This is a genomic window from Mycolicibacter sp. MU0102 (assembly GCF_963378105.1).
GTDB classification, from domain to species: Bacteria; Actinomycetota; Actinomycetes; order Mycobacteriales; family Mycobacteriaceae; genus Mycobacterium; species Mycobacterium holstebronense.
The window spans coordinates 4,597,034-4,609,682 of sequence record NZ_OY726398.1; the positions used below are offsets into that span (position 1 = coordinate 4,597,034).

Consider the following 12,649-nt stretch of genomic DNA (forward strand, 5'->3'; position numbering starts at 1 on the left):
CCGGGGAGGCGGCCGCGATGGGCCTGTTCAGAAAACGCAAGAGCCGCGCGACCCGGCGTGCCGAAGCACGGGCCTTGAAGGCCGGCGCCAGGCTTGAGGCGCGGTTGGCGGCCAAGGGCGAGGCGAAACGCTTCAAGGCCAGCCAGCGCGCGGATTCCCGTGCGCTGAAGGCTCAGATCAAGTCGGACCGCAACCGCGACCGCACCGCACGCAAGGCCGCCGAAAGCCAGCTCAAAGCCGCCCGCGACGGCCGGTTCCTCTCGCCCGCTCGCGTCCGCCGGACGCTGGTGGTCACCCGAATGCTGGCGCCGGTCGTTGTGCCGCTGGTGTACCGGGCCGCGATGGCCGTGCGCGGCCTGATCGATGAGCAGCGAGCGGCCCGGCTCGGGGTACCGCTGGCCCGCATGGGCGAGTTCTCCGGCCCCGCAAGAAACACAGCCCGGCTCTCGGCGCGGATCGCCGGGGCAGAGAAGACCCTGCGCCTGGTGCAAGACCGCAAGCCCAAGGACTCCGAAACCAAGCAGTTCGTCACGGCGATCACCGATCGGCTGTCGGACCTGTCGACGGCAGTGACTGCCATCGAGACCATGCCGGGAGATCGTCGCCGCGTGGCCTCCGCCTCGATCAGCGACCAGCTCGATGGGATCGACGCCGATCTGATGGCTCGACTGGGGCTGCCGTCATGAGCGCCCGAATGCGCGCCCTAGCGCTGGCCGCCGCGGTCACCGCAGCTTCCGTCGTCGGCGCCACTCCGGCCTGGGCGCACGTACACGCCAGCAGCCCCGGCGCGGTGCGCGGCGGGGTTGCGATGGTCACTTTTGAGGTTCCCAATGAGTCACCGAGCGGTTCTGCCACAACGGAACTCACCGTGACGCTGCCCGATGTGGCCTCGGCTCGCACGGAAACCAAGCCCGGCTGGACCGCACGCCTGGACCGCGACCCCAAATCGGGGGCGGTGCGCTCGGTGACCTGGACCGCCGCTGCCGGCGCCGGCATCGGCACCGACCAGTTCGGACTGTTCCGGATCGCAATGCGCCTGCCCGACACAGAAACGGTGAACTTCCCGTCAGCACAGCGGTACGCCGACGGCACCGAGGTGCGCTGGGACCAGACTCCCCCGCCCGGCGGCGGTGAGGCGCAGCACCCGGTACCCACGCTGCAGCTGGGCACCGGCCCCGCGTCGGCGACCGAACACCACGCCCAGCACCCGGAGCCGGCCGTATCCGCCGGCCCGGCACCCGAGGCGGGATCCGAGGCCGGCGAGCATCACGGCGACAATGCGGCCCGGCTGCTCGGCGGCGCCGCACTGCTGGTCGCGGCACTGGCTGCCACGATCGCCCTGGGCAGGCGGCGCGCGTGAGGCAGGCGTTGCGCGGCGCGCTGGCGGGCCTGTTCCTGCTGGGGATGCTTTTCGCGGCCACCGGGGTAGCCGCCGCGCACGCCGTACTGGTGTCGACGGACCCGGCACGCGACGCTGAATTGTCACGTGGCCCAGAGCGCGTCAGCGCCACCTTCAACGAGCAACTGCAGTCCGACTTCGCGGCCATGACCGTGGTGGGCCCCGACGGGCACCTGTGGTCCACCGGGGACACCCGGGTGGACGGCGCAGTCGCCAGTGTCGCGGTGCGTCCACTGGGACCCACCGGCACCTACACGGTCCACTATCGGGTCACCTCCGCCGATGGGCATGTGGTGTCCGGTTCGTGGCCGTTCCAGCTGACGGTGGCCGGCACCGGGGAGCCGGGTCCCGCGGTCACCGACCGTACCGACGCCGCACCCGCCATTCCGCGCCGTTACGCCGACCCCCAGGGTGACCTGCCGATTTGGCCCTTCGTCGCCGGTGCCGTGGTGCTCGTCGGCATCGGTTTGTGGTTCAACCGGCCTCGATCCTGACTTTCGCCCAGCGGTCGCCGCTGGCAGATGCTGGCATGATGGGAACGTTGCCGGTGACGCCGAGTTGATCTCCAGACGAGAACCCGCCAGAGGAGCTGCCGTATGACCGAACCGCAAGGCCAGCCCGACCACGAAGCCGCGGCTTCGCCCGAGCCGGTTACGCCGGCTGCAGCCGACCTGCCGGCCGAGTCGCCGGCTCCGGCGCCGCAGCAGACTCCCGCGAAGAAGGCACCCGCCAAGAAGGTCGCGGCGAAAAAGGCTCCGGCTAAGAAGGCCCCGGCAAAGGCCGCCAAGAAGGCGCCGGCGAAAAAGGCTCCCGCCAAGAGCGCCCCCGCGGCGCCAGCCCCGGCCCCGCCAGTCCCCGCCCCGCCTGCGGTCGCCGCCAACGGCTCGGGCCACCTCGCTGACGGCGCCAAAGAGACGGCTGCCCAGGCGAAGTCCACGGTGGACTCGGCCCGCAACCCGCTGAGCGCGCCGGTGTCACCGGTACGACGTTCGCCCGGCCCGCTGCTGGCCGCCGGAATCCTCGGCGTGTTCGCACTGCTGCTGCTTCGCCGGCTGCGGCGCGCGCGCCGGGGCTGACCGGCGGTGACCGCACGCTTCCGGCCCACCGCCGACCTGGTCGACGAGATCGGTCCCGACGTCCGCAGCTGCGACGTTCAGTTCCGCCAACTCGGCGGCCGCACGGAGTTCGCCGGTCGCATCAGCACCGTGCGCTGCTTCCAGGACAACGCGCTGCTCAAATCGGTGCTCTCTGAGCCGGGCGACGGCGGGGTGCTGGTGATCGATGGTGGCGGCTCGCTGCACACCGCGCTGGTCGGTGACGTCATCGCCGAGCTGGCGCGCAGCAACGGCTGGGCAGGGCTGATCGTGCACGGCGCGGTGCGTGACGCCTCGACCCTGCGCACCCTCGACATCGGTATCAAGGCGCTGGGCACCAATCCGCGCAAGAGCACCAAGACCGGCGCCGGCGAGCGTGACGTCGTCGTCGAGTTCGGCGGCACCGCCTTCGTGCCCGGCGCGATCGCCCACAGCGACGACGACGGCATCGTCGTCGTCTAGGACGGGCACGCCGATGGACGCCACTTTGCGGGCGCGTTGGGAACAGCTCCGCGCGCGCGTCGACGACGCGTGCCGCGCTGCGGGCCGTTCACCCGAGGACGTCGCAGTGCTGCCGGTGAGCAAGACCTTCGGTCCCGAGCTGATCCGAGAAGCCGTCGCTCTGGGCATGCACCGGTTCGGCGAGAACAAGGTCCAAGAGATCAAGGACAAAGCCGGGCCGCTGTCCGACTGCGGGATCGACTGGGTGATGATCGGACACCTGCAGACCAACAAGGCCGGCGTGGTGGCGCGGTTGGCCGCCGAGGTGCAGTCCTTGGACCGGTCCAGACTGGCGGTGGCGCTGGACCGCCACCTGCGCGCCGAGAACCGCGTCATCGACGTACTGGTGCAGGTCAAGACCTCCGACGAGCCCAGCAAGTACGGTCTGGAACCCGATTTGCTGCTGCCGTTCCTCGAGGAGCTGGCCGGCTACTCCACCATGCGGGTGCGCGGCCTGATGACGCTGGCCATCAACACCGACGACCCCGACACCGTCCGCGGCTGTTTCCGCCGGCTGCGCCAGCTACGTGACACTGCCGCCGAACACGGACATGACGTGCCGCGGTTGTCGATGGGGATGAGCGGCGACTTCGCACTGGCGATCGCCGAGGGCGCTACCGAGGTACGGATCGGGACCGCGCTGTTCGGGTCCCGACCCTACCCCGATTCCTACTACTGGCCAGAGCGCGCTTAACGAAAGGCGGCGGCCCGCTAGACGCTTACCGGCGCCCGGTGCTTGCTGAACTTCAGCGACTTCTCGTCCACCTTGCCGTGTCGGATCAGCCGCAGGTCCAGCAGATAGTTCTGCTTGAGACGCCACGGCGCCTCCGACCCCGAGCGCGGCAGGTCATCCATCGCCCGTCGGAAGTAGCCGGGGCTGAAGTCCATGAACGGCTCTTCCTTGACCGCGGCACCGGGGTGCTGCGCCTCGACCCGGTCGAAACCGTTGTCATCCATGTAGTTGAGCACCCGGCAGACGAACTCCGACACCAGGTCGGCCTTGAGCGTCCACGACGCGTTGGTGTAGCCGAAAGTCACCGCGGCGTTGGGCACGCCGGAGAACATCAAGCCCTTGTAGGTCATCGCCTTGGGCAGATCGATCGGCTCGCCGTTGCGCAGCAGCGACGCCCCGCCCAGCAACTGCATGTTCAGGCCGGTCGCGGTGATGATGATGTCGGCCTCGAGTTCCTGGCCGGAGCTCAGCCGGATCCCGGTCTTGGTGAACGTGTCGATCGTGTCGGTGACGACGTCCGCCTTGCCGCTGCGGATGGTCTTGAACAGATCACCGTTGGGCGCCAGGCACAGGCGCTCGTCCCACGGGTTGTACCGCGGCCCGAAGTGCTTCTGCACGTCGAAGCCTTCCGGCAGCCGGTGCTTGGCCATCGTCATCAACGTCTTGCGCATGTACTTCGGGAACTTCCGCGCCAGCTGGTACTGCAGGGTGCTGAAGCCGATCGCCTTCCAGCGGTTGGCGAAGTGCGCCGCCTTGGTCGGCAGGAACCGGTTCGCCTGCACCGCGAACGGGTCGACCAGGGGCAGCGCGCCGATGTAGGTCGGCGACCGCTGCAGCATGGTCACGTGCCCGGCCCCGGAGTTGGCCAGCGCGGGGATCAGCGTGACCGCGGTGGCGCCACTGCCGATCACCACGATCTTCTTGCCGGCGTAGTCCAGGTCCTCGGGCCAATGCTGCGGGTGCACGATGGTGCCGGCGAAGTCCGCGGCGCCCGGGAACTCCGGCGAGTAGCCCTCGGCGTAGTTGTAGTAGCCGCTGCACGCGAACACGAACGACGCGGTGATCTGCTCTTGCTCGCCGTTGTTGTCGACGGTGACCGTCCACTGGTTGTCGGCGTCGGACCAGTCCGCCGAGACGACCCGGTGCCGGTAGCGGATGTGCTTGTCGATGCCGTTCTCGGTGGCGGCCTCATTGATGTAGTTCCAGATGTCGGCGCCTTCGGCGATCGAGTGCGCCGACCGCCACGGCTTGAACCGGAAACCCAGGGTGAACATGTCGGAGTCCGAGCGGATGCCGGGGTACTTGAACAGATCCCAGGTGCCGCCGAGGTTGTCCCGGCTTTCCAGGATGGCGTAGCTCTTGTTCGGGCAGCGGTCCTGCAGGTGCCAGGCCGCGCTGATACCGGAGATGCCGGCGCCGACGATCACAACATCGAGGTGTTCAGTCATGGCGCCAGGTTATCAACGGTGTGTTGAGTCAGTCAACACCCTGTTGATTAAATCGACATCGTGTAAAGTGGCCGCCATGACCAGCCCAAATGCGACCCGTCACGGACGCCGAGGAACGCGGCCATCCGGCGACGATCGGGAGCTGGCCATCCTGGCCACCGCCGAACGACTGCTTGAGCAGCGTCCGCTGGCCGAGATCTCGGTCGACGATCTGGCCAAGGGCGCCGGGATCTCGCGGCCCACCTTCTACTTCTATTTCAAGTCCAAAGACGCGGTGCTGCTCTCCCTGTTGGAGCCCATGATCGCGGCGGCCGACTCCGAGTTCGTCGGAGCGGTGCAACGACTGCCCACCGACCCGCGCCGGATCTGGCGCAGTGGCATCAAGGCGTTCTTCATCGCGTTCAGCTCGCACCGCGCGATCGCCCGGGCCGGAACCGAGGCACTGGCCACCAGCCCGGAATTCAAGGCGATGTGGAACGGCTTCATGCAGAGGTGGATCGAGCAGACCGCTGCGATGATCACCGCGGAACGCGAGCGCGGCGCCGCGCCGACGACCATCGACGCCCTGGATCTGGCGACATCACTGAATCAGATGAACGAGCGCACCATGATGGCGGCGCTGGTGGCCGAGCAGCCGTCGGTGCCGCACGAGAAAGTGGTCGACACGTTGACCCACGTCTGGGTCAGCAGCATCTACGGCCAGGCGTCCTGACGCTGGCGCAGCCAGACGCCGTCAGAACCCGCCGACGCCGAACCCGGCCAGCAGCACCGCAAAGCCGCCGACCTCGCCGATGATCAGCAGCACCATGCCGGCGTGCAGGCGCCAACCGAGCTGCTCGAACTGGTTAGTGGTGTCGCGCAACGCGCCGTGCAGCATGTAACTGCCGATCGCGACGACGAAGAAGAACACAATGACCATTGCCGCGGCCATGTTCACCCAGGTCGGCCAGGCGCTCAGTTCCACGAACACCGCGACCAGCATGGTCGCGAAGGAGTACATCAACGCCGCTCGATGTGCGATGTCAACGTAGACGTGCGCCTGGCGGTTCTCCGAGGTGGCGATCTGTTGGTACTTCCACGCACCCAACAGCAACGCGAGCAGAAAGATCAGGCCCGCGGACAACAAAGTCACCTTGGTGTCGATGTCCAGATTCATGACCACCTGGCGAGCCTACTGCCCGTCACCTGAAGTTTGCCTCTCCGCCGATAACTTGGCCGCTCGGCTGCTGGCAGCTCCGCCGGCCTTGCGATCGCCGCGGGGTTCATGGCGGCTAGGCTCGGCGGGATGCGCTTCGCGTTCAAGACTTCACCGCAGAACACCACCTGGTCGGACATGCTGGCCGTGTGGCGTGCCGCGGACGACATCGACGTCTACGAATCCGGCTGGACCTTCGACCACTTCTACCCGATCTTCTCCGATCCGACCGGCCCGTGCCTGGAGGGCTGGACCACCCTGACGGCGTTGGCCCAGGCCACCACCCGCTTGCGCGTGGGCACATTGGTGACCGGCATCCACTACCGCCACCCCGCGGTGCTGGCCAACATGGCTGCCGCGCTCGACATCATCTCCGGCGGCCGGTTGGAGCTGGGGATCGGCGCGGGTTGGAATGAAGAGGAGTCGGGCGCCTACGGGATCGAGTTGGGCAGCATCTCCGAGCGCTTCGACCGTTTCGAGGAGGCCTGCCAGGTGCTGATCGGCCTGTTGAGCGCGGACACCACCACCTTCGCCGGCACCTATTACCAACTCACCGACGCCCGCAACGAACCCAAGGGTCCGCAGCGCCCCCACCCGCCGATCTGCATCGGCGGCAACGGTGAGAAGCGCACGCTGAAGATCACGGCGAGATACGCCCAGCATTGGAACTTCGTCGGCGGCACTCCCGCCGAGTTCGCCCGCAAGCGCGACGTGCTGGCCGCGCATTGCGCCGATATCGGGCGCGACCCGAAGCAGATCACCTTGTCGGCGCACCTGCGGTTGCAGCCGGATCTCGATTACGGGCAGCTGATCGAGGACGCCGAAGCGCTCGGCGCCGAGGGCCTGGATCTGGCGATCGTCTACCTGCCGGCGCCCCACGACCCGGCGGTTCTAGAGCCGTTGGCCGAAGCCATCCGTGACTCCGGACTGCTGGCGTAGATTACGAACTGATAACGGTCAGCAAACTCTTCTCGGGGACTGCGGCCGCCGGCTCGATCGGCGCTATGTCGCGAAGCGCAAAAGTTCGTCGGCGGTGATCAAGCGCTCATGCTTGGCGGGGAACTCTCGGCTTCGGCGCGGATGGCGCAGCAGTGACCAGGCCATACGGCCCATCCGGTATCGGTATATCGGGTTGATGTACACGGCGCTGACCCCCGCCCCGGTTCGGACCAGATTGGAATAATGCGGACCATGTTAACACGTTGTTAACGCGGATCACATAGCTGTCCATTAGACACCGGGCGCATGGCAAACAAAACCCGACGCGCCGAGTCGTGGGGCAGAAGTTGCCTAAGTGATGTGTGTAGCTGTAGTGGCGATTTGGTTGGCGGCCAGCCGACGGGCCCGGACGATCGGTGCGACAGACTGTTCGACTTTGGAACCCACCAGCGCGCCGTCGTAGAGCAACTGAAGGTCACCTGCGCGCTCCTGCGCATCGGCTACACCAGCTTGAGCAAGTAGTCCCGCCAACGTCGTATGCATCCAGCGCCGATGCGCCACCACCGGCTCGAGTTCGGTACCGGCATACGCGCCGGCGGCGTTGACATACAGGCATCCGCGGTAGCGGCGCTTCTTGGCGGCCGCCGCGGCAAGGTCAAAGAACAGCAGGATCTGCTCGACGGGATCGTCGAGTCGCGCCGCGGCCCCGTGGTATCGCTTGCGATCAGCCTGATCCAAAGCGGTCAGGTAGGCCAGCACGAGCGCTTCCTTCGAGCCGTAGAGGTTGTAGAGACTCGCCTTCGCAACCCCGGCTTCGGCCAGGATCCGGTCAATACCCACTTCTCGAATGTCCTGTGCCGCAAAGAGTTCCGTCGCCGTCTCGAGCAGCCGTTGTGCGGGCGGTGCGGCACGCCTGGAATGCGAGGCATGCTCGCGGCCCGGTCCGGTCGTGCGCGTCATGGCAGCAGATTAACCCAGCCGCCTCGATAGACAGGGTTGTCTATCGCTGGCACCGTCGTAGCCATCCGACGGCGAAAGGCAAACCCAATGACTCTGTACCTCTACGAGATCGCTCCGCTGCGCCTCGACCGCTCCGACGCCGACCGCGCGATCAAGGAACTTGACGCTGTCATCCACCGCGAGGGTGGCGAACTGATCGAGGCCCAGGTGGCCGGTGAGGCACACCGGATCTTCGCGATCGCAGAATTCGGCTCCTGTCAGGCGCCTTCGGTGGACGCCGCAACGTTGTCGGTGGCCGAGGCCAGCGGCCCGCACTCGGTACGGCTGGTCGGCGCCGAGCTCGCTCAACTCAAGGCCGCCCGCCCCGCCGCGGGCTATCTCGTCGAATGGGACCTGCCCGCCGATCTGGACATGGACACCTACCTGGCCCGTAAAAAAGCCAAGTCCCCGAAGTACGCCGATGTCCCCGAAGTGACCTTCTTGCGCACCTACGTTCGCGAAGACATGGACAAGTGCCTGTGCTTCTACGACGCCCCCGACGAGACCGCGGTCCGCCGGGCTCGGGAAGCCGTCACCACCCCAATCGACCGCCTGCACCGCCTGGAAGGCGAGCAGCGGTGAGTGCTCCGGTGCACCTTGTGCACACCGCGCTGGCCGACCTCACGGCGATCGTCGCGGATCGCGCCGAAGCGCTCGACACCGGCCGCCTCGACGTGCGCGACGACCTGGCGCGGTTCGGGTCGGCGGGACTGTTCGAGGCGGCGCTACGCGACGACGGTCTGCCGGACTTGGTGTCGGTGATCGAACACACCGCGGCGGCCAGCCTGGCGGTCGGATTCTCGCTGTGGGCGCACACCATGGCGGTGACCTATCTGGCCCACGCGCCGGAACCGGCACGTGAGGAACGCTTGGAGGCACTGAGCAGCGGTAACCGCGCGGGCGTGACAGCGATGGCAGCCGGACTCAAGCAGGTGGCCGGCCTGGGTCCGGTTCCGCTGGTCGCCGACGGTTCCGGTGACCACCTGCGGATCACCGGACCGATTCACTGGGCGTCCAACGTCTTCGACGATTCCCTGATCGTGTTGCCGGCCCGCCGCCCCGATGGCACAACGCTGGTAGCCGTGGTCGATGCGAACCTGCCGGGCATCACCGTCAACCCCGCTCCAGACCTGATGGCGCTGGGGGCCACCGCGTCGACGTCGCTGCGCCTCCATGAAGTCCCGGTCGCACCGGAGCAGATCCTCACTGAGGACCTGGCAGCCTTCGTCAGCACGATTCGACCGACATTTCTGTTGCTGCAGACCGCCTTCTGCGTCGGCGTGGCCGCTGCCGCGCGCGAGGGCGCCGAGCAAGCGACCGGCCAACTGGCCGAGCAGTTCGGTACCGAGCGCACCGAGCTGGGCCAACAGCTTCACCGGCTGCGCGACACGCTGTTCGCGTTGGCTCGTAACCCGCAGGCGGCCGGTCTCGCCGAGATTATTCGACTGCGCCTGGACGCCGCGACGACCGCGGTGGACGCCACCCGGCTGGAATCGACATTGGCCGGTGGCGCCGGCTACGCCACCCGCAGCGCGGCCAACCGACGCTTTCGGGAAGCGGCGTTTCTCCCTATCCAATCTCCATCGGAAGGACAACTGCGGTGGGAACTGAGTCGGTACGTGTAACCCAGGGCAGCAAGCGGTTTGGTTCGGTCACCGTCTTGCGTGACATCAACCTCGCAGTCGGTGACGGGGAATTCGTAGCGGTCCTGGGCAGCAGTGGCAGCGGCAAGTCGACGCTGCTGCGAGTGCTGGCCGGGCTGGAGCCACTGGATGGCGGCACCGTCACCTGGAATTCTGACGGCAACCGGCCGCGCACCGGCGTGGTGTTCCAGCGTCCGCTGCTGATGCCCTGGTTGAGCGTCGCCGAAAACGTCGCGTACGCACGGCGGTTCGCCGCCCACCGGGCAGACTTCGACCAGGCGCGCGCCGCCGAGTTGATGACCCGATTCGGTGTCGACCAGCTGGCCGATCGCTATCCCGATCAGCTGTCCGGAGGTCAGGCCCAACGCGTGGCCATTCTGCGTGCGGTGGCCACCAACCCGCGGCTGTTGCTGCTCGACGAACCTTTCAGCGCACTGGATCCGACCACCCGCGCCGACTTACAGGGCTGGCTGGCCCAGTTGGCGGCCGAGCTGGGAGTGACCGTCGTCTTGGTGACGCACGACGTTGACGAGGCGCTGCGGCTGGCCGAGCGAGTCGTGCTCCTCGGTGCCGATGGACGCCTGCGCAACCAGTGGGCGGTCGGCGCCACCACGCCACCCGACGGTCACGCCGACCTGCGCCAGGAGATCTTGGCGCACTACGACGGCGACCCTATCGGCGTTGCCGGAGTGCGGTCGTGACCACGCTGACCCGACGCAGTCTGCTGATCGGGGCGGCGGCAACTGCGGCGGCAGGCGGCGTTTTCGGGATCGGCGACCTGGCCCGCAGCGCCACCGTCAGCCGCGCAGCCGATACCGGTGGCCCGCTGCGGATCGGTTACCTACCGATCACCGACGCTGCCCCACTGTTGCTGGCGCACAGCGCCGCGCTGTACCCGGCGGGGCTGGTCAGTTCGGCCAAACCAGTACTGTTCCGCAGTTGGGCATCGCTGGGCGAGGCCTTCGTCACCGGCAAGGTCGATGTGGTGCATCTGCTGATGCCGATGGCCGTCCAGCTGCGCTACGCCTTGGGCGGTGGCGTCCGGGTACTGGGCTGGAATCACACCAACGGTTCGGCGCTGACCGTGGCGCCGCACATCAAGGACCTGGCGGATCTGGCCGGTACCCAAGTGGCGATCCCGTTCTGGTGGTCCATTCACAATATCGTGCTGCAGCAGTTGCTGCGCGCACACGGCCTGCGACCGGTGGTGCGGCGCAGCGCTTCTCGTGCCGCACGCACCGTGGAGCTGATCGTGATGAGCCCCTCGGATATGGTGCCCGCACTGGCGAACCGCTCGATCGGCGGCTACGTCGTCGCGGACCCGTTCAACGCGGTCGCCCAGATCAAGAAGATCGGCCGCATCCACACCTTCCTCGGCGATGTGTGGCGTGACCACGCCTGCTGCGTGCTGATTACCCGCGACGACGTGATCGCCCAGCGGCCGAACGCCATCCAGCAGGTGACCGATGCCGTGGTCGGCGCGCAGCTGCTGCTGAACACCGATCGAGTCAAGGCCGCCAAGGCCCTTGGCGGGGGCCACTACCTGCCCCAACCGGTGCCGGCGGTGCAGCTGGCGCTGACCTATCCCGATCCCCCGTATCCGCTGGCGCATCCGGACTGGCAGCCGCAACGGCTGGGCTTTACCCCGTTTCCCTTTGCCAGCTTCACGGACCGCCTCGTAGAAGCCATGGGTGAGACGGTCATCGACGGCGATCGCCGCTTCCTGGAGCGGCTGGATCCCGCCCGGGTGCACGCGGACCTCGTCGACGACCAGTTCGTGCGGTCCGCCCTGGCGCAACACGGCGGACCCGCAGCGTTCGGCTTGGCCGCATCATTGACCCGCGAAGAACAGGTACACGCCTCATGACCACCATCGCCGTGCAGCCCAATGACCAGCGGCCCCCAGGCGCCGAAGCCGGCACCCGGTCTGCGTGGTGGCCCCGGGTCTGGCCCCCGGTCGTCAGCGTGAGCGTGGCCATCGCGCTGTGGTGGGCGGCGACTTCGGTGCTCTGCGCCCCGCAGTCGCTGCTGCGACAAACGGCACCGCAGCACGTCGTTGCGGCACTGGTGGACCTGATCGGTCGGGGCGTGCTGGTGTCTGACACTGCCGTGAGCCTCTACCGTCTGCTGATCGGCCTGCTGATCGCTGCGCTGGTCGGCATCCCGACGGGCCTGCTCATCGGCTTGAGCCGCACCGCGGAGCGGGCGGCCGGACCGGTTGTGGCGTTCCTGCGGATGATCTCTCCGCTGTCGTGGACCCCGATCATCGTGGCGGTGTTCGGCATCGGCAGCCAGCCGGTGATCTTCCTGATCGCCGCCGCAGCGGTCTGGCCGGTGCTGCTCGGAACGGTCGCCGGAGTCCATGCGATCGACCCGGGCTATCTGCATGTCGCGCGGTCGTTGCACGCCAGCCGGTTCGAGCAGTTGACCGCCGTAGTGCTGCCGGCGGTCCGAGTGCCGGTGCAGAACGGTCTGCGCCTGGCGCTGGGCATCGCCTGGGTGGTGCTGGTGCCCGCCGAAATGCTAGGCGTGCGATCGGGTCTGGGATATCAGATCCTCAACGCCCGCGACCAGCTCGCCTACGACCAGGTGGTCGCGGTGATCGCGGTGATCGGCGTTCTCGGCTACCTGCTCGACCTGGCAGCCCGCATCCTTCTCGCACCGCGTCGTAACGCCGCGAGCTGAATGCGGGCTGCTC

At 67.7% G+C, this 12,649-nt stretch carries 16 protein-coding genes; 13 read left to right on the forward strand and 3 right to left on the reverse strand.

Annotated features, from left to right (window positions below):
- Window positions 1-17: 17 nt before the first annotated feature.
- The 6 genes from RCP37_RS21340 to RCP37_RS21365 all read left to right on the forward strand — a co-directional run bounded on the left by RCP37_RS21340 (window position 18) and on the right by RCP37_RS21365 (window position 3,688).
- Window positions 18-686, forward strand: coding sequence for a DUF6474 family protein (locus RCP37_RS21340; protein ID WP_308484910.1), 669 nt, complete (start codon window positions 18-20; stop codon window positions 684-686).
- Window positions 683-1,360 (forward strand): YcnI family protein, encoded by a 678-nt coding sequence (locus RCP37_RS21345; protein WP_373693082.1) that lies wholly within the window; start codon window positions 683-685, stop codon window positions 1,358-1,360. The genes RCP37_RS21340 and RCP37_RS21345 overlap by 4 nt, the downstream gene beginning before the upstream one ends.
- Window positions 1,361-1,404: 44 nt before the next feature.
- Window positions 1,405-1,893, forward strand: a complete 489-nt coding sequence (locus tag RCP37_RS21350; protein WP_308487193.1) for a copper resistance CopC family protein — start codon at window positions 1,405-1,407, stop codon at window positions 1,891-1,893.
- A gap of 102 nt (window positions 1,894-1,995) precedes the next feature.
- Window positions 1,996-2,475 carry a nucleoid-structuring protein H-NS gene (locus tag RCP37_RS21355; protein ID WP_308484911.1) on the forward strand — a complete coding sequence of 160 codons (480 nt, stop codon included), beginning with the start codon at window positions 1,996-1,998 and terminating at the stop codon, window positions 2,473-2,475.
- Between the two features lie 6 nt (window positions 2,476-2,481).
- Entirely contained in the window at window positions 2,482-2,955 is a 474-nt protein-coding gene (rraA, locus tag RCP37_RS21360; RefSeq protein WP_046301938.1) for a ribonuclease E activity regulator RraA, read from the forward strand.
- Window positions 2,956-2,968: 13 nt separating this feature from the next.
- A complete protein-coding gene (locus RCP37_RS21365; RefSeq protein WP_308484912.1) occupies window positions 2,969-3,688 on the forward strand; it encodes a YggS family pyridoxal phosphate-dependent enzyme in 720 nt (239 codons plus the stop codon).
- A 17-nt stretch (window positions 3,689-3,705) separates the two neighbouring features.
- Here RCP37_RS21365 and RCP37_RS21370 read toward each other — a convergent pair whose 3' ends face one another.
- Window positions 3,706-5,175: a flavin-containing monooxygenase gene (locus RCP37_RS21370; protein WP_308484913.1), complete on the reverse strand. Its 1,470-nt coding sequence runs from the start codon at window positions 5,173-5,175 to the stop codon at window positions 3,706-3,708.
- A gap of 76 nt (window positions 5,176-5,251) precedes the next feature.
- Here RCP37_RS21370 and RCP37_RS21375 point away from each other — a divergent pair, with 76 nt between their 5' ends.
- Window positions 5,252-5,887 (forward strand): TetR/AcrR family transcriptional regulator, encoded by a 636-nt coding sequence (locus RCP37_RS21375; RefSeq protein WP_046282840.1) that lies wholly within the window; start codon window positions 5,252-5,254, stop codon window positions 5,885-5,887.
- Window positions 5,888-5,908: 21 nt separating this feature from the next.
- On the opposite strand, the gene RCP37_RS21380 is transcribed toward RCP37_RS21375, so the two are convergent.
- On the reverse strand, window positions 5,909-6,331 hold the full coding sequence (locus RCP37_RS21380) for a hypothetical protein (protein WP_308487194.1): 423 nt from the start codon (window positions 6,329-6,331) through the stop codon (window positions 5,909-5,911).
- Between the two features lie 129 nt (window positions 6,332-6,460).
- On the opposite strand from RCP37_RS21380, the gene RCP37_RS21385 reads away from it, so the two are divergent.
- Window positions 6,461-7,309, forward strand: coding sequence for an LLM class F420-dependent oxidoreductase (locus tag RCP37_RS21385; RefSeq protein WP_308484914.1), 849 nt, complete (start codon window positions 6,461-6,463; stop codon window positions 7,307-7,309).
- A 351-nt stretch (window positions 7,310-7,660) separates the two neighbouring features.
- Here RCP37_RS21385 and RCP37_RS21390 read toward each other — a convergent pair whose 3' ends face one another.
- On the reverse strand, window positions 7,661-8,269 hold the full coding sequence (locus RCP37_RS21390) for a TetR/AcrR family transcriptional regulator (protein WP_308484915.1): 609 nt from the start codon (window positions 8,267-8,269) through the stop codon (window positions 7,661-7,663).
- An 87-nt stretch (window positions 8,270-8,356) separates the two neighbouring features.
- Between RCP37_RS21390 and RCP37_RS21395 the strand changes: the two genes are divergently transcribed.
- The 5 genes from RCP37_RS21395 to RCP37_RS21415 are packed head-to-tail and all read left to right on the forward strand — an operon-like array spanning window position 8,357 to window position 12,636.
- On the forward strand, window positions 8,357-8,890 hold the full coding sequence (locus tag RCP37_RS21395) for a DUF4242 domain-containing protein (RefSeq protein WP_308484916.1): 534 nt from the start codon (window positions 8,357-8,359) through the stop codon (window positions 8,888-8,890).
- Window positions 8,887-9,933 (forward strand): acyl-CoA dehydrogenase family protein, encoded by a 1,047-nt coding sequence (locus tag RCP37_RS21400; protein WP_308484917.1) that lies wholly within the window; start codon window positions 8,887-8,889, stop codon window positions 9,931-9,933. Before RCP37_RS21395 ends, RCP37_RS21400 begins: the two co-directional genes overlap by 4 nt.
- Complete coding sequence (locus RCP37_RS21405; protein WP_308484918.1) at window positions 9,909-10,652, forward strand: ABC transporter ATP-binding protein; 744 nt, start codon at window positions 9,909-9,911, stop codon at window positions 10,650-10,652. Before RCP37_RS21400 ends, RCP37_RS21405 begins: the two co-directional genes overlap by 25 nt.
- Window positions 10,649-11,818 (forward strand): ABC transporter substrate-binding protein, encoded by a 1,170-nt coding sequence (locus tag RCP37_RS21410; protein ID WP_308484919.1) that lies wholly within the window; start codon window positions 10,649-10,651, stop codon window positions 11,816-11,818. The genes RCP37_RS21405 and RCP37_RS21410 overlap by 4 nt, the downstream gene beginning before the upstream one ends.
- Complete coding sequence (locus RCP37_RS21415; RefSeq protein ID WP_308484920.1) at window positions 11,815-12,636, forward strand: ABC transporter permease; 822 nt, start codon at window positions 11,815-11,817, stop codon at window positions 12,634-12,636. The genes RCP37_RS21410 and RCP37_RS21415 overlap by 4 nt, the downstream gene beginning before the upstream one ends.
- The last annotated feature ends 13 nt before the right edge of the window (window positions 12,637-12,649 follow it).